Genomic DNA, 24,953 nt, shown 5'->3' on the forward strand with positions numbered 1-24,953 from the left:
GGCACATAGGCGAAGCCGCCGGGGGTCAGCAGATGTTCGGTGCCGCCGATGGTCACGGACATGGACCCGCCGGTGACGAACAGGGCGTGCTGGATCTCGGGGTCGTCGTCGGGGTTGTCCGAGCCGCCGCCCTCGGCCAGTTCGACGATGTACTGGCTGAAGGTTTCCGCGAATCCCGACAAGGGCCGGGCGATCATCCACATCCGCATCCCGGTCCAGCCGGGCAGGTAGGAGGTGACGATGTCGCGCATCACGGTGCGGGGGATGACGGCATAGGCCTCGGTGAAGACGGCCGTGTCGGTGGTCATGCCGGTCTGCGGCGGCAGGCCCGCCACCGGGCCGGCATAGGGGATGCGCTGCGGATCGGCCCGCGGGACTTCGGCCACGTCGCCCGTTGGCGCGCCGGCGGGGGGAAGGTCCTTAATGTTCTGACTCCTGGGATCGAATACAGGATTATCCATGCGCCACCTGTCCTGCTGGGACATCCAGAGGTGCGGGCTCTTCCAAGATATCGAGACTGTCCACATTCTCTCCGTTTAGAACGCGGTGAGCGCGGTCACGGTTGATATCGCCCACCCAGGACGCGACAGCTACGGTTGCCACGCAGTTGCCCAGGTAATTGCCAAGCGCGCGGGCGATGCCCATAAACCAGTCTACCGACAGGACCAGCACCAGTCCAATCGCGGGAATGGCCGGGACTGCCGTCAGCGTCGCCGCCAGGATCACGATTGCCGATCCCGGCACCCCATGCGCGCCCTTCGATGTCACCAAGGCCACGGCCAGGATTGTCAGCAGATCAAGAAAGGCTAGATTTGTATTGGTGGCTTGGGCGATGAACAGAGCCGCCAGCGTTAGATAGATCGAGAAGGCATCGAGGTTGAAGGAGTAACCTGTTGGCACGACCAGGCCCACGGTGGTGTCCTTGATGCCCAGATGTTCAAGCTTCCGCATGGTCTGAGGCAGTACGCTGTCGCTGCTGGTGGTGCCCGCGACGATCCCGGCCTCGGCGCGCAGATAGCGGATCAGCTTGATGATGCTGAAGCCCGACAGCCGCATCACCAACCCCAGGACGCCAAAGACGAACAGCGCAACAGCGACATAGAAGAGGGCGACCAGATAGCCCAGTTGCGCCAGAGAGCCCACGCCATAGGTGCCCACCGTATAGGAGATAGCGCCGAAGACTCCAAAGGGGGCAAGACGCACGATGAACGACATGATCTTGAACGCCATCTCACCTGCAAGCTCGATGACGGTCAGGAGCGGCTTGGCGCGCTCGCCCATCAAAGACAACGCGCAGCCTGCCAAAATCGCCACGATCAGCACTTGAAGCACGTCGCCGGTCGCAAAGCCGCTGAACACCGTCGTCGGAATCAGCTTCATCAGGAAGTCGACCATGCCGCCTTGGCTGACCTCGTTCGCGCGGTCCACATAAGCCGACAGCGCCGAGGCATCCAGCGTGCTAGTATCGATGTTCATGCCTGCGCCGGGCTGAAAGACATAGGCCAGCACGATCCCCAGGATCAGGGCGATGGTGGTGATCACCTCGAAGTAGATGATCGCCCGGACGCCTACACGACCGACCTTCTTGATGTCGCCTGCGCCAGCGATGCCATGAACGACTACGCAGAAGACAATAGCGGGGATCAGCATCTTGATCAGCTTGATGAAGCCGTCTCCCAGCGGCTTCATCCCGGCGGCAAAGTCGGGTGCCATGGTGCCCGCAAGCACCCCCAAGACAAGGGCAAGGCAGACCTGCCCGAACAATGACCGAGACCAGCTTGGCATGTCGATTTCTCCCTGACAGAGGCGGCGTTCAGGCGCCGCTTTTGAGTGCCAAGGAGTGTTGGGCGAATCCCTATTCCTGTCTAATATTGTTTTTCAGCCGATCCATATGGTTTTGATATGAGAATTCGCCAACTGCAATGCTTCGTTATCCTGGCCGAGGAGCTCAACTTTACCCGTGCCGCCAAGCGCCTGAATATGTCCCAACCGCCCTTGAGCCTTCAAATACAATCCCTTGAACGGACGATTGGCACCGCGCTGTTTCAGCGGACCAGCCGCAAGATGACGCTGACAAGCGCCGGACAGGTGTTCCTGAGCCGTGCGCGCAGTATCCTGGCTCAACATGATCGCGCCCTGCTCGAGGTGCAGGAAGTGCTGTCGGGCCAACATGGGACGCTGGATATTGGCGCAACAGGATCCATTCTCCGGGCAGGCTTGGCAGAACTTCTGGCACAATTTAGCCGCCAGCATCCTTTGATCAGCGTCCGGCTTCACGAGCAGGCACCCGCTCTGCAAGTCAGCGATTTGCTTAGCGGCCGAATGGACGTCAGTTTCAATCGCTCGGTTCCGTACCATAGCGACCTGAGCTGCCAGCTTGCTTGGCGCGAGGAGTTGGTCGTCCTTATGCCGGCAGATCATCCGTTGATTGGCGCGCGCACTGTAAGCCTCGACGATCTGAGGCATGAGCAGCATGTCATCTTGCGACCCGACAGCTCCGATTTTGCGGCATACATTTTGTCGTTCCTTACCCAAGGGGGCGCGCGACCGCGGATTTCCCAGCAGGTGATTGACGCGCAGTCCATCCCAAGCCTGGTCTCTGCGGGCTTCGGGATAGGCCTTGTTCCAGCAGGCATCGCGGCAACGGCTGGGCCATTGATCCATCGACCAATCGCACCCGTTCCACCGGTGTCAGATATCTTTGCAGTTTATCGTCGGGGCGAACATACCCCAGCGCTTTCGGCTCTTCTTGCGACGCTCGAACACGTGTTTTCAGAAGATTGTTGATTTCCACCTCGAGTGCCGCGAACTTCTGTTCGAGCAGTGACCTGCTTCCGTGCATCAGTGCCAGTGCTCAGGCAACCTCGTTCAGTCTGGCAGGATCTTAGTCTCGGAGTGGTATTCGATCCTTGGAGAGAGCAACCCGTTTTTCCTCGCGAAGACCTCACGGGCAATCCCCTACTGCGTTATAAAGTACATCAACGATGGTTTGGCTGCTGTCTTGTAGGCATCCCGATATCGAGGCGGGCGATCTAGCACAGTAAGGTCTATCCTTTTAACTAAGATAAGATAGCGCTGAACTGGCCTGATCATCCCGACGGAGGGGAACGTGAAGACATTTGCCATCGTAGGCCTAGGGATGGCTCTGGCGCCGCATATGGCCAGCCTTGCAGACCTGGGAGGGCGGGCGCGCCTGGCCTATGCCGTGACGCGCAGCTTAGGCCGGCGAGCCGCATTCGAAGCAACCTACGGCAGCGCCCCGACTCACGATCTGGATGCTGTCCTCGCTGACCCGGCTGTCGATGCAGTGATCCTGCTGACTCCGCCAGACAGTCACCGCGATCTGGGCGGGCGCATCCTGTCGGCAGGGAAGCACCTTCTGATCGAAAAGCCGGCAGGGTTGGTTACGGATGACACCCGGTTTCTCGCCGATCAGGCAAAGGTTTCGGGCCTACTGGTGGCACCCGTGCTGCAGCATCGGTTCCGTCCTTCCGTCCGTGCTGTGGAAAAGATCATCTCATCCGGAGAGTCCGGCAGGCTCTGCGGCGTTCACTGTCTGATCCCATGGTGGCGCCCACAGGCCTATTACGATGAGCCGGGTCGCGGGACCTATGCCCGCGACGGTGGGGGCGTAATGCTGACGCAGGCGATCCATACGCTTGATGTCCTGCGGGCCTTGTGCGGTGGCGTAAGGATCAGCGCTGCACATGCCGTGACAAGTCTCCTTCACCAAATGGAAGCCGAGGACATGGTCTGCGCGCTGGCGACCTTCGGGCCGGACGCCGCACCTGGCACCATCATGGCCACGACGGCCTGCTTTCCCGACATGCCAGAGACGATGACACTGATCTTCGAGCGCATGACCATCCGCCTCGAAGGGCTGCAGGCGCAGGTTTTCCACCATGACGGCTAGGTCGAGACTCTGGGCGGGGAAGGAGCCAGTGGCAGTGCAGCGGATCCCATGGCATTCGATCACGCCAGCCACCGGAACCTGATTTCCGCGTTTTTGGACGCTCTCGAGGGTAAGGCCGCATTAGCGGTCGATCTGTCTGATCTGCTCAAAACCCGGGAGCTGATAGATGCAATGACGGAGGACCATGGCCACTGAACAGCGTCCGTAGCGAAATCTTGGAGAATGTTTTCTTGTAGACGGACCTGCGCTTTACCTAACTAGCCTGGAAAAGGACCATGACGTTCAGCACCTGGAAACAAGAAAAAGCGACGGCTGCCCTTGTCGAGGAGGCGCAGGCTCTTTCAGAGAAGCTCGCTGCAGCAAAACCGCATCACGTTGAGAGCTACGCGGCTGCGGTGCGGTTCTGGGCCGCCTTCTATCAGTCGGAGGGCAAGGACCTTTACGAATTGTCCTACTGGAAGGCTGACGCTGTTTCCCGGTTTGCCGCAACGGCGCAGGCGAAAATCGCCGCGCTGCGCAAGAAGCGCGAGTATGACAGCAGTGACGGCCTTGTCATCTGGCTGCACACGGCCCGCGCCGTGACCGAGACCCGCGTGGCGCCGGCCGTTCGGGACATCTGGCAGCATCTGATGGACGCAGGACCCAACGCGGACTCCATGGCGCAGGAACTGATCCAGGATGCCAGCTTACCTGCGGACATCGGCCGCCGTGTACCGGCAGGCTTTGCGGTTGAGGATTAGCATCTTAGGCAGACCATATGGTCCATCAGCCCGCGGGCTCACACGAACGACTGCTTCAACGTGCTCCGGCGCAGGAGCAGTCGAAGGTAGATCGGCATTTTAGGACCGATCTTCGTATAACATCACCTTCCCCGCGGCTTCTTGGGGGCCTTGGTGACCTTATTCCTGCGTGGCCCAGACTGGATAAGGGTATTGCTCTGGTTCTCGTCTAAGAGTTTGCGCCAGCGTTCCACTCGCACGGGGTCAAGTGTTCCCGAGGCTACTGCGGCCTGAACGGCGCATTCCGGTTCATGAGAGTGGGTGCAGTTTCCAAAGCGGCAGAGGGGAGCAAGTTCGGCAATTTCGGCAAACAGAAGGTCCAGTCCAACGGAGATGTCGCTAATATGGAGCGCTCGGATCCCTGGCGTGTCGATCACCCAGCCGCCCCCAGCGATGGCGTGAAGCGAGCGCGAGGTGGTTGTGTGGCGGCCTTTGCTATCCTGCTCACGGATGCTGCCTGTCAGCTGTGCCTCTTCCGGCGCTTTTGCCGAAAGCGTGTTCAGCAGCGAGGACTTTCCGACTCCCGAGGAGCCGACAAGGGCGATCGTCTGACCCGGGCTGCACCATGGAGCAAGCGTTCGTGCCGCATCCGGCGACTTCGCATTCAGCGTCACCACCTCAAGCCCGCGTTGCAGGCTTGCCACCTGATCCCGGTACGGTTCGACATCCGCTACCTGGTCAGCCCTTGTGAGAACGATCACCGGGGTCGTGCCCGCTTCATTCGCAAGCGCCAGGTAGCGCTCCAAGCGCGCCACGTTGAGATCGTCATTACAGGAGGTCACGATGAAGAGCGTATCCACATTCGCCGCAATCAGTTGCGGGGTCCGGCTCCCTTCGGTGCGCCGCTGCAGCAGGGTCCTGCGCTCCAGTCGACGGACGAGCATTTGGCTCTCCGGCTCCACCAGAACCCAGTCCCCAACCGCATGATCTGCTGTATTGGCATGGACGGGAAGCGTCAGCCTCATTGGACCCGAGAGCGACTCTGCAGTCAGCCGGGCTCGATGAACGGCTGCGATGCGCATCCTTGCGAGTGCAATTTCCGTCGGCTCTAGCTGGCCGTCGAAAAAGGCCGTCCAGCCAAGCGATGCCAAGGATCGGGATGCCTGATCTGATGAGTGTGTCACAGCAGCTTCCCTGAACTCCGCGCTTAGCTAATGCAAGGGCGACGTGGTGTGGCAGCGCCGTCCTGTAGCATGCTGAATGGACGGCTCAGGGTGACCTTAGCGATACAGATCATCAGGTTGCCATCCTCCCTGCCTTGTTCGGCCCATAGGCCTGCCCTAAAGGATGGAGCACATGATAACGCCGTGCGGGCCGATGGGCATACGTGGCTCAAGCTCGAAGGCGGTGATAATGACATCTTCCGACAATATGCCGGCTACACAGGCGCGTTCGGCCAAGGACTGGGTCCGGATCCTGGCGAAGTATCGCGAGCCATCCACGCGCCGCAGTCTCCTTGAACTTCTTGTCACGCTGGTGCCCTTCACGCTGCTCTGGATGCTGGCATGGGCAGCGCTGTCGGTCAGCTCCTGGCTGGCATTCGGGATTGCAGTCCTGAATGGCTTCTTCCTGGTGCGGATATTCTGCATCCAGCATGATTGCGGTCATGCCTCGTTCTTTCACAGCCGAAAGGCACAGGATTGGGTGGGCCGGTGTCTGGGAGTGCTGACCCTGACCCCTCATGACGTCTGGCGCCGGACCCATTCCATCCATCATGCGCAGCACGGTAATCTGGATCAGCGCGGCATCGGTGACGTGCTGACGCTCACGGTCGACGAATACCGGGCTCGGAGCCGCTTCGACAGGCTGATGTATCGCCTTTATCGTCATCCGGTTGTGCTCTTCGGGCTAGCACCAAGCTACCTGTTTCTGCTGCAGAACCGTTTGCCGCTTGGCTTGATGACGTCTGGCAGGCGCTACTGGATCTCGGCCATGGGGACGAATGCCATGATTGCCCTTATGTTGGCGTTGATCATCTGGCTGGGCGGGATGAAGCCGGTGCTGTTGATCTATCTCCCCACCGTCATTGTCGCCGCCACGATCGGGGTCTGGCTATTCTATGTGCAGCATCAGTTCGAAGAAACCTGCTGGGCGGAGGGGGATGCGTGGCAGTTGCACGAGGCAGCACTGGCGGGATCCTCGCATTACGTCCTGCCTGCGCCGTTGCGGTGGCTTCCTGCCAATATCGGCATTCACCATGTCCACCATCTCTATAGCCGCATCCCCTACTATCGGCTCCCGGAGATCCTGCGGGATCACACCGAACTTGCCAGCGCCCAGCGGCTGACATTGTCGGAAAGCCTGCATTCGGTGAACCTGCACCTGTGGGACGACAAACTTAAACGACTGATGTCGTTTCGTGAAGCGAGGCGGCGATACGGCACTGCATAGGCCTCCGCTGACGTAAGCAGAGTTCCAGATGTCACGGCACACGACTGCCGTTGTAGCCCTACGACTTAATAGTTCCTGCGATGCCGACCGACGACTTTCCAGGCGGTCGGTGGTGAGGGGAGGACATGCTCCCTTCAGTGGCGGCCTTCGCAGCGTTCTGAATGTCAGCGCAATTCGCTGCCCTGGCCCTTCTAGCCTCCAGTAAGTCAGAGCCGCGCTTGTGCACCTAGGTGCGGACCTCGGTTTTGCTTTCGCATGGAGAACATGGCGACCATGCCTATCGCATCAAAGATGGTTTGGAATGACCCAGAATGGGGTGGGCATGTGCGCGATCGCGATGACAGCGGAACCAAGTTGTCGGCCTTATTGTTCAGTCGAACTTGGGAGATTAGCGGCCTGTTGCCTGTCACTCTGCACTCCGGCTCGCATCAGCATCCCATAAAGATCGCGGGGTTCGTCCGGATCTGCAATGATGTCGAGCATTTCATAACAGTCATGTTCCCGAAGGGCGCCATACAGCCAGCGGAGGGCCGAAAAATCCTCTGTCGCAAAGCCAACGCCATCGAACAGGGTGATCTGGCGCTCGTCGCGACGTCCCGGCACTTCCCCGCGCAGAACCTGCCATAGCTCTGTGACTGGATGATCGGCATCAAGTTGCTGGATCTCGCCCTCGATGCGGGTTTGTTCGGGATACTCGACGAAGATGTCCGACCGCATCAGGATGTCACGATGCAATTCCGTCTTGCCAGGGCAGTCGCCGCCGATCGCATTTACATGCACGCCTGCTCCTACCATGTTGTCGGTCAGGATCGTGGCGTATTGCTTGTCCGCCGTACAGGTGGTGATTATCTCGGAGCCAAGGACAGCGTCCTGGGGGCTGGGCCATTCGAGCACCTTAAGCCCGGCTGCACGCAAGTTGCGTGCGCAGCGCTGCATGGCAGTGGCATCGATGTCGTAAAGCCGCACAATGTCGAGACCATTCACGGCGCTTTGTGCCAGCGCCTGAAATTCGGACTGGGCACCGTTACCGATCATCGCATGTGTGCGGGCGCCATGCGGCATCAGCGCGCGCGTGGCCACGGCTGAAGTGGCAGCAGTACGTAGGGCCGTCAGCAGTGTCATTTCCGAGAGCATCAGCGGGTAGCCAGTGGCTACATCTGACAACAAGCCAAAGGCCGAGACCGTCTGCAAACCGGCCCTGGTATTGATCGGATGACCGTTCACGTACTTGAACGCATATTGCACCCCGTCGGATGTCGGCATCAGCTCAATGACGCCATTTCGGGAGTGAGAGGCCACTCGCGGCGTCTTGTCGAACTCGGGCCAGCGGCGAAAGTCGGTCTCAACCGCTTCGGTCAGTTGCACGAGACATTCGCTGATCCCGATCTGGTGGATCAGCTTCATCATGTTTGCGACCGATACAAACGGCACCAGGGCCTTATTCGAAGGCATGAGCGTCATGGAGGTTCTCGTCAATTTGAGAGTGAAGGGAGCCAGAGCGCAATCTGCGGAAACGCGATCAACAGCCCGATAAGGATGAACATAGCCGCGACGAAGGGCAGGGAGCCGATGATGACATCGCCCATCCCGCCTCGCTTGCGGATAGCCTGCACAACATAAAGGTTGATGCCGACTGGTGGGGTGATCAGCGCGACCTCTAGCAAGATAGTCAGTAGGACACCGAACCAGACCGGATCGTAACCAAGCCCGATCACGATCGGTGCAACCAGCGGTGTCATCGTTACCAGCATCGACAGGCTTTCAAGAAAGCAGCCAAGCGCGACGAAAAAGACCACGATCAGTATCATCGTACCCGTTGGCGAGAGCCCAAGCTCTGCAACAAAGCGTGTCAGTGCCTGCGGAATGCCCAGAAATGACAGCACGAAGTTGAGGAAGTAGGACACCATCACGATCAGCATGATCATGGCAGTTGTTCGCATAGTGGCCATGAATGCCTCGTTCAGCATCCGGACAGACAGGCGCCCGTAAAAAGCAGCAAGCACCAGTGCGAAGAGCAGACCCAACGAGGCTGCCTCTGTCGGAGTGGCGATACCGGCATAGATCGAACCGACGACCACGACGAACAGGCCGATTACCGGAAGGATCGATGGTAGGCTCTCAATGCGCTGGCGCCACGTCGCCTGAATGCGCTGACCGCCCATGTCCGGCCGAAGAATGCAGATCAGAGCCACAATCCCGCTGAAGATCAACGCGAGAAGCAAGCCGGGCAACATGGCGGCCGAATAGAGCTGCGGGATCGAGCTTTGCGTCATCATCCCGTAAAGGATCAGGTGGATCGAGGGTGGGATCAAAATGCCGAGCGTGCCGCCAGCTGCCAACGATCCCAAAAAAAGCCGTTCATTGTATCCGCGGCGCTCGATCTCGGGCAGTGCTACGGTTCCGATGGTTGCGGCAGTTGCCACCGACGATCCCGACGTTGCTGAGAACAGGGTCGATGCTGCGATGTTGGCGTGGAGCAATCCGCCTGGCAAGCGGTTCAACCAAAGAGCAGTTGCGGCATACATCCGTTCGGCCACTCCGGCGCGCAGCAGCAGTTCGCCCAGCAGAACGAACAAGGGAATAGTCGTCAGCGTAAATTCGTTCGCGACCTTCCAGAAGATCTCCGAACCCGCGATATAGAGCGGCATCGGCGAATGCAGCCAGCCCATGACCAAGCCAACGATCAGCAGGACTGCGCCAATCGGCAAAGAGAGGGCAACCAGCACTAGAAGTAAAGCAAAGGATTGTACGAACATCAGCTTGTCCCCCGAGACTGCAAAATGGCGTACTCTGCTTCTTCGTCGGGAGTGGGAACGCCGTGGCGGGCGACAACGGCGACGGCGCGACCCGAGGCAATGTCAACAACGCTGCGCAGCAGAGCGCTAATCAGCGAAGCGGCAAAGACCAGCACGCCCAACATCCACAGCGCCTGCGGAACGACCAACGGGATCTGCATTGATGAGGCGGACCGAGCACCTCGGGTCCATGAAGTTTCAAGCACGAGCCAACTGCTGTATGTCAGGAATGCCGCAACGATTAGCAGTGAAAGCATCGCCAGGATGTCCAGCACAACGCGCGGAATGAAGGGCAATTCACGATAGATGATGTCAACGCGAATATGGGCACGAGCGTGAAAGGCGGCAGCTAGCGACCAACTGATGCCGATGGCAAAAAGATAGCACGCTAGCTCATCGACGCCGCCAAAGTTCTTGCCTGTTGCCGCACGCCACAACACATCGGCTGCAATCAGCAGTCCCATGGCTAAGGTTGCCCAGCCCGCAATGAGTATCATCGCATTTGATAGGCTACGGATGGCCTCATCCAAGCGGTTGACCAGGGGCATACGCCCCTGGAGATTGTCGCTAGCGCTTGTCATTTGGAGGCGGTGAGCCCCGTCAGGGCTCCAACGGTCTCGTTCCAGTTTGTTACGCAATCGGCACCGCAGCGCGCTGCCCAGTTCTTCAGAATTTCCTCTTCAAGCAGTGCTCGGCGGCGGCTGTCGTCTTCTTCTGACACCGGGACATAGGACATGCTGGCGGGCTCGCCGTAGGGGCATTCGCCATTCCCTGTATTGCAGGCGATGCCCGCCGCGTCATCGACCGCGACCAAATCCCACAACTTTCCTTCTAGCTCCTTTACCGACGTACGCAGGGCTTGCTGATCCTCGGCGCTGAGCCCGTCGAAGGCAGACTTGTTCGCGGCGATGAAGGTCAGGCCCCAGCCCAGACGCAAACCATAGAGATCACTGGTCACTTCGGGGAACTTGAAGGAGTAACCAGTCAGCGTGCCAGTGAAGGCACAATCGACGACACCGCGCTGCAAGGAAGGAACGACCTCGGCCAACGGCACATTGACCCCAGTGCCACCCGCAGCTGCAATGAAGTCATTCATCGATGAGCCGTAAAAACGGATCTTCTTGCCCGCAAAATCATCAATGCCATTGACCGGTTCAGAGCAGTACATGACCTGGGCGGGGTTGGGGTACATGCCGAGATAAACAAGGTTGTGCTTTGTGGCCAAAGCTTCGGTCATCGTCGGCTCATAGGCGTCGACGGCCTTGCGCAAGGTGTCGAGGTCCTGGATCACACCCGCCAACTCGATCCCTTCAATCACCGGATCGTCCGACACCGAATAGCCGACCACGACATGCGCAACGTCGAAAACACCCATCGAGGCAAGCCGTAGTAGCTCCGCGCCGCCAAGCCCCAACTCTGAATAGTTCGACAATTTGGCAGTCAAGGCACCGCCAGTTTGTGCCGGCAGTTCCTCCGTCCAGAAGGGGGCTTCAATCTTGCCATAGGCATTGAGGTTCGACCAAGGCGCAACAACGTTCAGCTCTGTTTCGGCATATGCACTGGTGCTGGCGGTTGCCAGAATACCGGCCAGAGCGACTTTTTTGAACTTATTCATGGTTAGCATTCCCTGTTGATGGCCATTGTTACGCGTCGGCCGGTTGATAATGATCCGTCTTGACTGGCATCCCACCACCAGACGACTTTGCCGCAACAGCGATGTCCAGCCAGCCATGGGGCGTGAGGCTGGCCCGATCGCCGTGGCAAAGCAGGACGGTCGTTGTCTCGGATGAAACGAGTGCTGGCCCGACAATATTGTGTCCAGGGGAAAGCCTAGCCATGTCATAGACAGGCACTTGGGCGGGGCCAGTGGAAAGATGCACATGCCGCATCCCGATTGGGGTGGGATTGTCCATCACCAGTGCGAGCTCACGCGAAACATCACCGCGATCGACTGCGCCTATGATCGCGACGCGGGCGTTGACAAGGTCAACCTCCTCCCCCGGTGAGGCATAGGTATAAAGCTCCTCGTGACGAGCATGGAAGCGTGCCGCTATCGCGTCGACCAGCGCCGGCGCTTCGAAGTCGATCCCGTCAAGCGGCACGTCGATTTCAAAAATTTGTTCGCCATAGCGCATCTCGGCCGAACGTTCGATCTGGAGCTTGATGCCTGGCAGCGACGGCATCTGCGCGCGCGCCTGGGCTTCGATCTCGGCATAAACACGTTGGATGGTCTGATCGGTCATGCCGCTGCTGTCTGCTGGGCGGGAACGCGTCACTTCATAACGCAGATCTGAGGCCAGCATCCCCCAGGCACACAGCACAGAAGCGACAGTTGGAACAACGACACGTGGAATGTCGAGTTCTCGGGCCACTTCGACCGAGTGCAGGCCTGCCGCACCACCAAAGCTCAGCAGAGTGAAGGAGCGAGGATCGACACCGCGGCGCAGGGTCATCAGACGGATGCCGTCGGCCATGCGGATGTTGATCAGACGACGCACACCGGCTGCAGCAGCAATTCGATCAAGGCCCATTGTAGCACCGAGGCGATCCATCGCAGCCTCTGCCGCCGCTCTATCCAGCGTGCTGCCTCCACCCGAAAGTGCATCGGTCGCGAGAAAACCCAGCACCAGGTTGGCATCCGTCACTGTCACCGCCTGACCGTCGCGGCCAAAACAGGCAGGGCCAGGCTCTGCTCCCGCAGACTCAGGGCCAACAGAGAACCCCTTACCGGGCCGCATCTGTGCAATGGATCCGCCGCCTGCGGCGATTGATAGGATATCAAAGCTGCGAAGTGCGATGCGTTCGCCCGCCAACCCGCGTTCCGATGTCAGCGCCACTTCGCCCTGCGTGATCAGGGACACTTCGGTCGAGGTGCCACCCATGTCGAACGGGATGACGTTCGGTGCATCAAGCATCCTTGCACATGCGCGCGCACCGGCAATTCCCCCAGCCGGGCCGGAGAGACATGTGCCCGCCGCCAATGAAATCGCGTCCTCTACCCGCGTGACGCCGCCGTGGGACAAGATGATGAAGATCGGACCATCATAGCCTGCAGCCGACAATCTATCGGTCAGGCGCTGCATGTAGAGCTTCACGATCGGGCCGATATAGGCATTGACGACGGTCGTCGATAGCCGCTCGTATTCTTTGATCTGAGGCAGAACGTCCGATGAGGTCGAGATATAAGCCTCTGGCATCATATCGGCCACGATCTCGGCGGCGCGGCGCTCATGCTCGGAGTTGCGATAAGCGTGCAGAAAGCAGATTGCGACGGCCTCGACGCCCTGATCGCGCAGGAACGCACATTCGTCGCGCAGGTTCTCCTCGTCGAGGGGGGTCAGCACCTTTCCATCCTGGGCAAGACGCTCGGTCACAGGGCGGCGAAGGTCGCGCGGGACCAGCGGTTCCGGCGATGCCATGCGCAGGTTGTAGCGGTGGGGCTTCAGCCCTTCGCGCATCTCCAGGATGTCGCGGTGTCCGGCGGTAGTCAGAAGACCAGTCTTGCGTCCCTTGCGTTCCAGCAGGGCATTGGTCGCAACCGTGGTGCCGTGGACAATCCGTTCGGTGCGCGCCAACAATTCGGCCAGCGTCAATCCCAGTCGCTGGGCGAGGTCGTGCAAGCCTGTCAAAACCCCAACGGACTGGTCGCTGGGCGTGGACGGAGACTTGCAGATCGTGGTCACTCCATCCGTGTTCATCGCCACGAAATCCGTGAAGGTGCCGCCGACGTCGATGCCGATGCTGTAGGTTTGGGTCATGGTGTCCTTCCGCCCTTCACAGGGCTTCTTCTGTGGCATTCGCCATGCGGCGCGTCAGATCAGTCCAAGCTTCTCGTCATGGGCTTGAGCTTCGGGCGCTCGTTCTTCCGGATTGCCCCAGCCGCCACCGCCGCCCGAGCGGATGCGGAACAGCGTTCCTTCGGTAATGCCGATGCCGAACTGCTTGGTTTGCAGTGGCACATCTCCTTCATTGGTGACCATGCAATAGTCGTGCGGCGCACCATCGTGACCACCGGCGATACCTGCTGCCCCATGACGAATGCCTTCCCCTGCGGTGTGAGCATAGGCCGGAACCTCGACCCGCAGGTCCAGCGTGCTGCCGAGACCTCCACGGTATTTACCCGCTCCTCCCGATCCGGGCCTGAATTCATGGGTCTCGAAGAACAGCGGAAAACGCGCCTCGGTCACTTCGATCGAGCCGAACTTGATCCCGCCGACCGAATGCCACTCGCCTGCACCGGACCAACCGTCGCCTGCTACCGAGGCCCCGCCACCTGGCCGCGCGTGGAACAGATGCCACACGAATGTACGACCGTTGCGTGGGTTCTTCCCGGTTACCGACATCCGAAAACGCCTGGACCACCCGCCAGTGCAACGCTCGGGGCATGCGGCCTCGAGAGCACGGGTAATGGCCTCAACGATTTCATTCGCCGGGTGCGTGGTCGACATTGTAACCGGCGCGCCCTCAAGAGGATGGACGATGGTGCCGGGCTTGAGCTTTACGTCCAGCACCCGGAAGACGCCATCATTCTTTGGAATATCTGGATCGATCAGATAGGCCACAGCCATCGCGACGGCCGCTTGTGTGTTGGCAAAAGGTGAATTGACAAAGCTGTCAGACTGGGCGTCGGATCCGGTCAAATCGATCTGAAGATCACTGCCGCGCACAGTGACTTTTGCGCGAACTGCGACGTCCTGCCGGTCGCGCCCATCATCATCAAGATAAGCCGTACCCTCATAAACGCCGTCCGGCCAGCTTGCCACGATGGCACGGGTATTGGCCTCGGCTGTATCCAGGAAATCTTCGATCGCGGCCGCGACCGTAGCCGAACCAAATTCGCCGATAAGCTTGTCCAGACTGCGTTGGCCGAGATGGGCCGCACCAATCATTGCATCCAGATCGCCTCGAAACTCTCGCGGGAAGCGGACATTCATCAGGATCATGTCAATCACGTCGTCACGTATCTTGCCGCGATCAGCCAGCTTCATCGGCGGCAGACGCAAACCTTCCTGCCAGATTTCGCGAGCCTGAGGGTTGTAGGCTCCATGCGTTGCGCCGCCAATATCACCCATATGCGCCCGAACCACTGACCAGAGCTGCCGCAACCCATCGGCAAAAACCGGGACAAAGATCGTTACGTCCGGCAGGTGGCTGCCGCCCGCATACGGGTCGTTCAGGATCACGACGTCCCCGGGATGGATGTCGTCGCAGAAGCGATCTTCGACAGCCCTGACCGCCCACGGAAGCGCGCCGACATGGATCGGGATATGATCGGCCTGGCTTATCAGGCGGCCCTGTCGATCAACGATGCCCATCGAGAAGTCGCGGCTGGCATTCAAGATCTGGCTATAGGCCGTGCGCAACATGGCTTCGCCCATCTCCTCGACCATTGCACTCATACGATGCTGGATAACCGCACAGGAAATGGGGTCAACAAGTGGCTTTCCGGCAGCGGAAACGGGGGCTGGCACAGGGCATCTCCTTCAACCTCGTTATCGAAGTCGTTGCGGAAAGAAGTGCCCGGATCAAATATGGGATACCTACATTACTATATAGTTTTACTTATGATGTAGCATTTTCATGTCGTTAGCCTGTGCTAACCTGTATTTTTTCTATGACGTCAAGAAGCTCGCTGATGAAAGGTGCATGTTTATCGGGCATCCAAGCTGCATAAAGTTCGACAAGGGGGCTGTAGTCGAGCAACGGGCGATAAACGACACCGGGGATCGCGAGGTGACGCGCCGATACGGGGACCAGAGCACACCCAAATCCGCCGCCAACGAGGCAGAGCATCGTCGTCATTTGCGGCGCATCCTGGATCGTTTTTGGCACATAGCCTGCCGAGCGACAGACATGCAGCATCAGGTCACGAAATCCTGGCGCCTCGTCTCGTGCGAAAATGACCAGCGATGTTCCGTTCAGTTCGGCCAGACGGATGCTGTCGCGCTGTGCCTGCAGATGATCCGCCGGCAGGGCCACACAGAAGGGCTCTGTATGAACAAGGCGAATGCTTATACGCTCATCTTCGACTGGCGGGCGGACGAAGCCAATGTGGATATGGCCGCGCTCCAGCGCAGCGAGTTGGTCTGGAGAGGACATTTCCCGTAGGGAGATCTGTACGTTCGGCCTGCGCTTGCCAAAGGCACGGAGTACGGGCACGGCAAACTCGAGTGCCGCAGTTCCAGTCACGCCGATGACGAGGCGGCCGCCATTTTTTCGGCTCTCTTGCCGAGTCAATGCTTCGGCGCGCGCGACCTTCGACAGGATTTCCCGGCCTTCGCGCAGCAGCGAAATCCCAGCCGAAGTCAGTCCAACCGGTCTCGTTGAGCGATCCAGCAATTCGACCTGTAACTCGTTCTCAAGCTGCTTGATTTGCTGTGACAAGGCTGGCTGGGCGATATGCAGAAGCTCAGCTGCTCGGCCGAAATGTCGCGTCTCGGCGAGGGTAACAAAGTATCTGAGCTGTCGAATGTCCATATGCATGGATAGGCAAGGCAGCCGGATATTGACAAGTCCGCCGAGAGAGGGAGCAAACCCCATCCATCTCCTCGGCATACGGTGCGCAAACCTGTGTGCCAAACACAAGCAAGTTGCCACCACGTCAGCAAGGCGCACCATGATCGCCGTAGTTGAGCTAGCTGACGGCACGCGTTAGTCGGCGGTCGTTGACATCCGCATGGGTTGCCGGCGAAACTTCTTTCAAGAGACAATTCCGGCTTGGGCTGCGCTCACGGATGATTGGGTGGCGCGTGCGGGAAGTAGACGGGAACATCCTCTTTTCAGCAACGGATCTGATGCGGTTCATGGGTTGCGCCCATGCAACCTCACTGGATCTGATGCATCTTCGCGGCGAAGGACCGGAGCCAGGCGCGGACAGCGAGGACCCCGCGCTGTTGCAAAAGCAGGGCGATGCTCATGAGGCCGCGCATCTGGACCGGCTGAAGGCATCGGGCCGACAGGTCGTCGAGATTGTGCGGGGCGCCTTGGCCCGGGATGCCGCTGAGACGCGCAAGGCTTTGACAGAGGGCGTAGAGGTCGTGTTCCAGGGAGCGTTCCAGTCCGGAAACTGGGGCGGATGGTCGGATTTTTTATTGCGGGTTGATCGTCCCTCGGCGCTGGGCCCTTTCCGCTACGAAGTAGCAGACACCAAGCTCAAGCGGCGACCGCACCCCAAGCATGTCCTGCAGCTGGTTCTCTACTCCGACATGCTGGCAGACATCCAGGGCGTGATGCCGGAGCATGCTCATGTCGAACTGGGAACCGGAGAGCGTGCCACACTGCGGCTGGCCGACTACGCAGCATACGCCCGAATGGCGCGGACACGGCTGGAAGGCTTCGTGGCAGCCCCTCCAGAAACAAGTCCCGTTCCAACTGCCGACTGCGGCCGGTGTCGCTGGTCGGCCCATTGCGAAACTGTCTGGCAGACTGAGGACAGCCTCTTCACAATAGCGGGTATCAGCCGCACGCAGGTGAAGAAGCTTGAAGCGGCGGGCATCACGACAATGGCGGCGCTGGCCGGTCTCGATCAGCCGGTCCGCGGTGTAGCAGAAACTACGCGCCAGCGCCTCGTCGCCCAGGCGCGCCTGCAGCACGACCGCAAGACAGGCAAGCCCAGCTACCAGCTGCGCGCGCCTGAGCCGGGCAGGGGCTTCGATCTGCTGCCGAAACCCACCGCCGGCGACATCTTCTATGACATCGAGGGCTATCCTCATGTCGAGGGGGGCTTGGAGTATCTGCACGGGGTCTGGTGCGACGGGCAGTTCCGCGCCTTCTGGGCCCATGACCACGATGCGGAAGCAAAAGCGCTCTTCGACCTGCTGGAGTTCTTCCGGGGGCAGATCGAAAGGCATCCGGGCGCGCATATTTACCACTACGCCCCGTACGAGATAACCGCCCTACGCCGTCTAACCACGAAATACGGGATCGGCGAAGCCTTCCTTGACCGGCTGCTACGGGAGCGCCGGTTTGTGGACCTCTTTGCCGTCGTGCGCGGCGGGCTGATCGCGTCAGAGCCGAACTATTCTATCAAGTCCATGGAGGTCTTCTATGGCCGCACGCGAGAGGGGGAGGTCAAGACCGCCGGAGGATCGGTCGTGGCCTACGAGCGCTGGCGCGAGACAGCCGACCAGCACATCCTGGATGAGATCGAGGATTACAACCGGGTCGACTGCATCTCGACGGAGGAGCTGCGGAACTGGCTTGTCAGCATCCGGCCTGCCGGAGCCTGGCCCCAGCGCAGTGCTGACGCAGGCGCAAAAGAGGCGGAGGAAGATGCTGAGACACAAGCCCTCCGGGCCAGACTCGCCGCCTCGGGATTGGCGGAGGACCGGCAAGCGATGCTGTTCAATCTGGGCCTCTTCCACAAGCGCGAGGTCAAGCCCGCGCAATGGGCCGTGTTCGACAGTGCCGCCAAAGATTATGACGAACTTTTAGACGATCTTGACGCTCTGGCCGGGCTGGAGGCGATCGGACCTTTGGAGCCGATCAAGCGCTCCTTCGCACGTCGCTATCGCTTTCCACCGCAGGAGACGAAGCTGCGAACCGGAAAGAAGGCGACAGTCCCGGTGTTCGACGGACCGCCTGTCCCGGTCACCATCGAGGAAATGGACCGCAGGGCCCGGCAGGTCACGATCAAGGTGGGACCAGGCAAGAACCATCTACTTGCCGAGCGGCTTACACTGCACCCTGACTGGCCGCTCGACACCAAGGTGATCGCGGAAGCCTTGCGCGACGTGATCGCGGACCAATGCGGACCTCGAACCTATCGGGCCGTCGATGATCTTCTGTCGCGTGCCGCTCCGCGACTGAGCACCGGACCCAGCGCTGACCTGCTGGGTACACGTGATCCGGTTGCCGGCACCATTGCGGCTGTCGGAGCGATGGATGAAACCGTGCTGCCGATCCAGGGGCCACCCGGCACCGGTAAGACCTATGTCACCTCGCGGACAATCCTGTCACTTGTGCGAAAGGGTGCCCGCATCGGCGTTGCCTCAAACAGCCATGAAGCCATTCGCAATGTGCTGATGGGCTGCCTGAGCGCGCTCGAGGATGACGATCTGCCGGTCACGCTCGAACTGGTCCATAAGGTCTCCGGTGGCGAAGACGGCTATCCGGATGATTGCCCGATCTGTCGTACCACCGACAACGCCCAAGCCGCGGCAGGTGGTCACGTGGTCGGTGGAACAGCGTTCTTCTTTGCTCGGGATGAGAACGTGCAGGGCTTCGATTGGTTATTCGTGGACGAGGCGGGGCAGGTGGGCCTTGCCAACATGGCCGCCATGGGCCGCGCTGCGCGCAACATCGTGCTGGTAGGAGATCCGCGGCAGTTGCCGCAGGTCATCCAGGGATCGCATCCTGAGCCGGCGAACCTCTCCTGTTTGGAATGGATGCTGGGGGACCATTCGACCGTACCGCCTGACCGTGGCATCTTCCTGCCAATCTCGCGGCGGATGCATCCGGAGGTCTGCCGGTTTATCTCGGATCAGGTTTATGAAGGGCGCTTGGACGGCCATCTTGACGCCGAGCGACAGGGTGTGACCGGCACGTGCTTTCCAAGCGCCGGGGCCTTCTGGCTGCCAGTGCCGCACGAAGGCAATGCCCAGATTGCCATTGAGGAAGTCGTCGCCATCAAGGCAGCCGTAGCCAATCTATTGACAGGCACATGGACCGACAAGAACCGCACCACGCGCCCCCTGTGTGAGAGCGACATCATCGTCGTTGCTCCCTACAACGCACAGGTCAACGCGCTGAGCGATGCGCTGCCAAGGGGCATTCGTGTTGGCACGGTGGACAAGTTTCAGGGTCAGGAAGCGCCCGTCTGTCTGGTGTCGATGACCGCCTCATCCGCCGAGGAAACCTCCCGCAGGATGGAGTTCCTGTTTTCGCTCAATCGCATCAACGTAGCCGTCTCACGAGCTAAGGGGCTCGCCCTGGTATTCTGCAGCCCTCGCCTGCGCGAAACCAAATGTGAAACCGTCGAGCAGATGCGGCTAGTGAACACGATCTGTGCACTGAGCTTTGTGAAATTTGAGTATCTCCAAAGGCAAGTTGGAAAGGACAAGTAATTTGAACGGTAAAGAAGCCGAGCGTATCCTTGATAGCTTGACCGGGGATGGATCATGGGTCCGTCTAAGTGCCCCAGGGCGGACAAAGGCAGTAGTATACCAGTCGTCGAACAGACGAACCCTCGCCGTTATTCCAGAATCTGCCACCGCGAAACTCGTGTTCGAGCGCAGTCCCGATGGGACGCAGCTACCCTGGCACGAGATTTCAGATAATGTCGGCACTGTCCTTTCGGATGCGCAATTGGCAACTTCCGGCCTTAAGGTTCAAGAAGCCAAGCGGCTCGCGCACGGACAACAGCAAGTCCTGGAGCTGACAAATGAAGCGCAGCTAAGACAAATTGTTGGCGCCTACCTTAGTGCAGAAGGCTTCCACAGCATCCTTGACCCAGCCTGCGTATCTCGCTGGATCGAGCGTCTGAGGGCCGCCTTTCCTGGTTTGGATAGCTTCAACAAACCAGATCCTGATTTCGACATGGCCGAGCGAAGCTACAAGCTTGAAAGCGCAGCGGCTCTAGACAGCGCCCTTCACAATGTCAGCGACAATCGAGAGTTCCTTTCTGCTGTCGTCGGTGTGTTGAGCAAAAGCAACCTTCTGCAATGGCGTGCATATTGGTCCATGTCGCCGAGGGGAGATGGCGATCTAGATGAGATCGCGGCGGCAATTCGGAAGCTTGCCGAGGCGGCGAAGGGCCCGGCAAACGGGCATGCACAGGCTTTGTCCGACTTCGTGGAAACCTGGATGGCGGCAGTACCCAAGGGACAGCGAGATCATGCAAGGCAGATCGGTGAGTTCCTCCTGATGCACCTGTCGCCAGACGAAGGCATCTACATCCGCCACTCCGTCCGGGAGGACCTCTGGCGTGAAGGGTACGGTACAAGCTTCCCCGGTAGTAGCAGTCTCGCCGACATCTACAGCAAGGAACTTCAGTTCATGCGTGATGTCCGTAGGGCCTTTGGGGAAAGAGGGCTAGCACCGCGCGATATGATCGACGTTCAGAGTGCGCTTTGGATTATTCATAACTTCAAAGCTGACGAGAACAGTAAACCTGCGTCAGCTTTGCTCAGTCGCGACGTTGTCGAGGGCGCGATGGACGCGTATGACCTGTATCGCAAGTCTCAACATCATAGTGAAATCTTCGACAGCTTTGGCGAGCCACGTGACTACTGGGTGCGTTCGACCCGTGACCGGCAAAATCGCGTTTATCCTTCAAAGCCGATCATAGGTTTCATTTTAGATAAGACCGTTCTCAATGGTGGCTGGGGGCAGAAAGGCGATGCGGCGGCGCGCCTGCACAATTCAGGCTTTATCATAGTGGATCAAGACGATCGGCCCTTAGCCCCACCTGACCAGTATGATCACTTGCTGAGGGGAAGGGCGCGTGCCCAGCTTTGCGCTGCTAACTACTATATCGAACCTGCCAAGGAGAGCGGGGCAGCAGAAGTCTCTATTCGCGCAGGCGACCTTAAAACGGTTTTGGGCTTGGGGGAACGTACGCCAACGATTTGTGCTGCCCTGGAGGATGAGCACCTACAGCGGTTGACGAATGTCAGGGCACCAAGCCGCAGCAATCCAGAAGATAGCCGGAACACTATTTTTACATTTCAGCTCCCGGCCGATGAAGAGCACCATGCAATGAACCATGAAGCACTTGTTCCACTGCCCTCAGCAACAAACCTGATCCTTTACGGCCCCCCTGGCACTGGCAAGACCTACGCCACGGCTTGGGAGGCAGTGCGCCTATGCCTGGGCGAGACTGCGGCTGAACCGTTGCGCAATGATCGCGATGCCCTAATGAACGAATATCGCCGCCTCGCCGGCGAAGGTCGGATCGAATTCGTAACCTTCCACCAGTCCATGTCTTACGAGGAGTTTGTCGAAGGATTGCGGCCTGATACCGGTGAAGACAGCGATCTCGAAATAACCGAAAGTAGTACGGGCTTTCGCCTGAAGCCTCATGACGGCGTCTTCAAGCGTATCAGCGAGCGAGCCCGGCTAGATGCAGGGCAGGGAGATACACCGGGCCGACTGGACCGCTCTGCTCGAGTATTCAAGGTCGCTCTGGGCCGGCGCCATACCCAAGAGGATCGGGTACGTTTCGGTCTGGAGAATAGCCTAATCCACGTTGGCTGGGGCGGAGATATCGACTGGTCCGACGAACGCTACGACGAGCTCAGCGAAATTCTAACCGAATGGCGGGCCCGAAAGGAGCCTGAAGCGAATGGGCACAACGGCAATGTGGTGATCACTTGGTCGCTCCGATCAGACATGCAAGTGGGAGACTACGTCGTCGTCTCGGATGGCCGCGACCGAATTCGGGCGTTCGGCAGAGTGACCGGCGAGTACTTCTATGAGGCGGATGCTTCATTTCATCCTCATCGCCGGCGTGTAGAGTGGATTTGGCATGACAAGGCGGGTATCGAGCGGAGCCGCATTTATCCGAACCCCTTCAGACAGCATTCGGTCTACAAGCTGGACCAGTCGCTCGTAGACTGGGACGAGCTTGAGACGCTTGTTCCGGCGATCAATGCGCCTTCTACCGGCCAAGGCGCGCGCGACCACGTTTTGATCATTGACGAGGTCAACCGTGCCAATATCTCAAAGGTCTTCGGCGAGCTAATAACCCTGCTGGAGCCGGACAAGCGCTTGGGAATGACAAATGAAATTCGGCTGACACTTCCTTATTCCAAGAAGTCCTTCGGCGTGCCTGCAAACCTCCACATCATTGGCACAATGAATACGGCAGACCGGTCCATCGCGCTGCTGGATACTGCGCTGCGCCGCCGCTTTACGTTTCGCGAGTTAATGCCGGCTCCGACGGTGCTGGCCGCCGATATCGAGGGTATCAACCTGCAAAAGCTGTTGCGCACCATCAACGAGCGCATCGAGTATCTCTTCGATCGCGAGCACCAGATTGGTCATGCCTATTTCACCAACTGCGCAACGCGGGACGATGTCGAGGCGGTCATGCGCCACAAGATCATCCCCCTATTGGCCGAGTACTTCTATGAAGATTGGTCCAAAGTTGCTGCGATTCTTGGGGATACGAAGCAGGACAACCCGCGCTTCCTCGTGCGCGAAGACTTGAACGCACCGGAAGGAATGGAAATTGACTCGTTCGCCGGCGCACGGCAGCGCTGGCGCGTCAAGCCCGAGCGGGACGGCGACGGGAACGGAGGTTTCGACTTTGCGGAGTTCGAAGCCTGATGCCGACATTCAGCGTTCTTGAATACAAGTCGCTGCCGCACGGGGAAGGGCCCGGCTGCATTCCGGCACATCTTGCGTCTCGCCTGGCCGTTGCTGCGCAGAGGTCAACCTTTGCGGGTCGAGGTGAGAATGGTGTGCTGGAGGATCAGCGGCATGCCTTGCGAGCACGCGGAGTAGTCGGTGTCATTTCCGCAGAGGGTTGCAGCCTCGAGATCCTACCGAAGATCGACGTTGATGCTACTGAAGGATCAACCGAGGAGCGCGGCGAAATTCGCAAGCGGCTCGTGCATATGCTTGCCGTCGCACTTGATCTGAAGATCGAGACGGGACGGCTGACGGATTTGGCATGGCAACAGGAAACGCTTCTTGAAATCCTTATCAGGATCTTCTGCGACAAGCTCACCGAAGCGGTTCGGCGTGGCATGCCGCGACGCTACCTTCCGCAAGAAGACGATCTTAGAGCCCTGCGCGGCACGCTGGATCTTCCACGCCAGTTCACCCGCCACGTGGCAAATCAAAGTCGCCTCGCCTGTCGCTTCGACGAGTTGTCCGAGGACATTGCTCTAAACCGAATCATGAAGGCGACTGTCACCCATCTATCCAGAATGGCGCGCAGTGCCGCTAACCTCCAAAGGCTGCGCGAACTAGCCTTCGTCTATGCTGACGTATCGGCTGTGTCGGTATCTGCGCTGGCTTGGAGTGAGGTGGTCATCGACCGGACCAACCGCGCTTGGCGGGATTTGTTCGGGATGGCGCAGCTGTTTCTTCGCAATCGCTATCAGACGACCAGCACAGGATCAGGGCAAGGAACAGCACTCCTGTTCGAGATGAACACGCTGTTCGAGGAGTATGTTGGCCGTCAGGTGAAGCGAGCACTTGCCGGCACCGAGTTCGAAGCAATGCTGCAAGGCGGAAGGCTTTACTGTCTGACGTCGCAGGAAGACGGTAGAGGCGCGTTTCAGACAAAGCCCGACATCTTGATCTTCCGCGGCGCTGAGGTTGTCCATGTCATCGATACGAAGTGGAAGCGTATCTCGGCACGTATTGATGATCGAAAGCAGGGGGTGTCACAGAGCGACATCTATCAGATGATGGCCTATGCTCACCTTTATAAGGCGGCCCGACTAACGTTGCTCTATCCTCACCATGGAAGTCTGGGCGATATGGACGGCATTCAGGCTCGGTTTCATATCACAGGCCAGAGCACAGTACTGGAAACCGGGAGTCTTGATGTAAGCGAAAGCGGGGGCGTCGTTGGAAGTCTCAAGGACAGGATTCTCTGTCTGTCCAAGGATGTGTCTGGAGCTTTCTCCTGAGTGGAGGCAGGGCTCAGGATCAGAGGTGGAGAAGGTTAGACAACAGACCCATTCCCTCCGCCATTTCCTTCATGAGTTTCTCTCTACTCGGCTTCGGTCGGATGTTGGAAAGACTGGATGGTTTTGAGCCTGCTCTCCGGTCACGGCACAGGGGAGCGTCAGTTGGCTGTCCTTCACCCCGAACAAAATGACTGCGAAGAAACGGTGACCAGCTTCCAAGGCTCTTAGGGTGTAATCGATCTTTAGGCTGACTGATTGTGTCAAACCACGTCCCTCTGGACCTCCCGCAGGTCATTAACACCCATGTTCAGGTTGAGGTTGATGTAATTTCACGTCCATCTGTACGACTGCATTATCTGCCGACACATGCCCCGTTCAGATACGGAGGTGTAACCAGCGATGACGCCGTAACCGGCCGATTGTTACCGCGGCGGTTGAGCCTTGAAGCGTTGCGCGAGTTCAGGATCGCTAACGAAGTCGTCGAGGAACT

At 59.1% G+C, this 24,953-nt stretch carries 17 protein-coding genes and 1 pseudogene; 8 read left to right on the forward strand and 10 right to left on the reverse strand.

The annotated features are described in order from the left end of the window. Both IE224_RS18285 and IE224_RS18290 read right to left on the reverse strand, forming a co-directional pair. Window positions 1–308, reverse strand: a pseudogene (locus tag IE224_RS18285) ((S)-ureidoglycine aminohydrolase); the annotation flags it as partial. Between the two features lie 145 nt (window positions 309–453). After that, window positions 454–1,785, reverse strand: coding sequence for a C4-dicarboxylate transporter DctA (locus IE224_RS18290; protein ID WP_191312577.1), 1,332 nt, complete (start codon window positions 1,783–1,785; stop codon window positions 454–456). 117 nt (window positions 1,786–1,902) lie between these two features. Between IE224_RS18290 and IE224_RS18295 the strand changes: the two genes are divergently transcribed. From IE224_RS18295 to IE224_RS18310, 4 genes are all read left to right on the forward strand, one after another. Continuing rightward, complete coding sequence (locus IE224_RS18295) at window positions 1,903–2,787, forward strand: LysR substrate-binding domain-containing protein (protein WP_191312579.1); 885 nt, start codon at window positions 1,903–1,905, stop codon at window positions 2,785–2,787. A 322-nt stretch (window positions 2,788–3,109) separates the two neighbouring features. Continuing rightward, window positions 3,110–3,913 (forward strand): Gfo/Idh/MocA family protein, encoded by an 804-nt coding sequence (locus IE224_RS18300; protein ID WP_191312581.1) that lies wholly within the window; start codon window positions 3,110–3,112, stop codon window positions 3,911–3,913. A gap of 48 nt (window positions 3,914–3,961) precedes the next feature. After that, complete coding sequence (locus tag IE224_RS18305; RefSeq protein ID WP_191312582.1) at window positions 3,962–4,108, forward strand: hypothetical protein; 147 nt, start codon at window positions 3,962–3,964, stop codon at window positions 4,106–4,108. Between the two features lie 80 nt (window positions 4,109–4,188). Beyond that, entirely contained in the window at window positions 4,189–4,653 is a 465-nt protein-coding gene (locus IE224_RS18310) for a hypothetical protein (protein ID WP_191312584.1), read from the forward strand. Window positions 4,654–4,775: 122 nt separating this feature from the next. Here IE224_RS18310 and rsgA read toward each other — a convergent pair whose 3' ends face one another. Further along, the gene (gene rsgA, locus IE224_RS18315; RefSeq protein WP_229849447.1) at window positions 4,776–5,657 is read right to left on the reverse strand and encodes a ribosome small subunit-dependent GTPase A; all 882 of its coding nucleotides are present in this window, start codon (window positions 5,655–5,657) and stop codon (window positions 4,776–4,778) included. A 388-nt stretch (window positions 5,658–6,045) separates the two neighbouring features. Here rsgA and IE224_RS18320 point away from each other — a divergent pair, with 388 nt between their 5' ends. Further along, window positions 6,046–7,083: a fatty acid desaturase gene (locus tag IE224_RS18320; protein WP_191312589.1), complete on the forward strand. Its 1,038-nt coding sequence runs from the start codon at window positions 6,046–6,048 to the stop codon at window positions 7,081–7,083. A 363-nt stretch (window positions 7,084–7,446) separates the two neighbouring features. On the opposite strand, the gene ocd is transcribed toward IE224_RS18320, so the two are convergent. The 7 genes from ocd to IE224_RS18355 form a co-directional block, all read right to left on the reverse strand. Beyond that, complete coding sequence (gene ocd / locus IE224_RS18325; protein WP_191312591.1) at window positions 7,447–8,544, reverse strand: ornithine cyclodeaminase; 1,098 nt, start codon at window positions 8,542–8,544, stop codon at window positions 7,447–7,449. A gap of 11 nt (window positions 8,545–8,555) precedes the next feature. Next, window positions 8,556–9,839: a TRAP transporter large permease gene (locus IE224_RS18330; RefSeq protein WP_191312593.1), complete on the reverse strand. Its 1,284-nt coding sequence runs from the start codon at window positions 9,837–9,839 to the stop codon at window positions 8,556–8,558. Beyond that, window positions 9,839–10,426, reverse strand: a complete 588-nt coding sequence (locus tag IE224_RS18335; RefSeq protein ID WP_191312595.1) for a TRAP transporter small permease subunit — start codon at window positions 10,424–10,426, stop codon at window positions 9,839–9,841. Before IE224_RS18335 ends, IE224_RS18330 begins: the two co-directional genes overlap by 1 nt. 29 nt (window positions 10,427–10,455) lie before the next feature. Next, complete coding sequence (locus IE224_RS18340; protein WP_191312597.1) at window positions 10,456–11,493, reverse strand: TRAP transporter substrate-binding protein; 1,038 nt, start codon at window positions 11,491–11,493, stop codon at window positions 10,456–10,458. Between the two features lie 28 nt (window positions 11,494–11,521). Further along, on the reverse strand, window positions 11,522–13,636 hold the full coding sequence (locus IE224_RS18345) for a hydantoinase/oxoprolinase family protein (RefSeq protein ID WP_191312599.1): 2,115 nt from the start codon (window positions 13,634–13,636) through the stop codon (window positions 11,522–11,524). Window positions 13,637–13,690: 54 nt separating this feature from the next. Then, window positions 13,691–15,349: a hydantoinase B/oxoprolinase family protein gene (locus IE224_RS18350; RefSeq protein WP_268246565.1), complete on the reverse strand. Its 1,659-nt coding sequence runs from the start codon at window positions 15,347–15,349 to the stop codon at window positions 13,691–13,693. Window positions 15,350–15,464: 115 nt separating this feature from the next. Then, window positions 15,465–16,418, reverse strand: coding sequence for a LysR family transcriptional regulator (locus IE224_RS18355; protein ID WP_191312601.1), 954 nt, complete (start codon window positions 16,416–16,418; stop codon window positions 15,465–15,467). A gap of 254 nt (window positions 16,419–16,672) precedes the next feature. Between IE224_RS18355 and IE224_RS18360 the strand changes: the two genes are divergently transcribed. Genes IE224_RS18360 through IE224_RS18370 form a run of 3 tightly spaced genes read left to right on the forward strand, consistent with a single transcriptional unit; the run spans window position 16,673 to window position 24,463 of the window. Next, window positions 16,673–19,942 (forward strand): TM0106 family RecB-like putative nuclease, encoded by a 3,270-nt coding sequence (locus IE224_RS18360; RefSeq protein WP_229849449.1) that lies wholly within the window; start codon window positions 16,673–16,675, stop codon window positions 19,940–19,942. 1 nt (window position 19,943) lies between these two features. Beyond that, window positions 19,944–23,147, forward strand: a complete 3,204-nt coding sequence (locus IE224_RS18365) for a DUF8426 domain-containing protein (protein WP_202380274.1) — start codon at window positions 19,944–19,946, stop codon at window positions 23,145–23,147. After that, window positions 23,147–24,463, forward strand: a complete 1,317-nt coding sequence (locus IE224_RS18370) for an McrC family protein (RefSeq protein WP_191312605.1) — start codon at window positions 23,147–23,149, stop codon at window positions 24,461–24,463. The genes IE224_RS18365 and IE224_RS18370 overlap by 1 nt, the downstream gene beginning before the upstream one ends. The last annotated feature ends 490 nt before the right edge of the window (window positions 24,464–24,953 follow it).

The sequence above is a fragment of the Paracoccus aerius genome, from assembly GCF_014656455.1.
GTDB classification, from domain to species: domain Bacteria; phylum Pseudomonadota; class Alphaproteobacteria; order Rhodobacterales; family Rhodobacteraceae; genus Paracoccus; species Paracoccus aerius.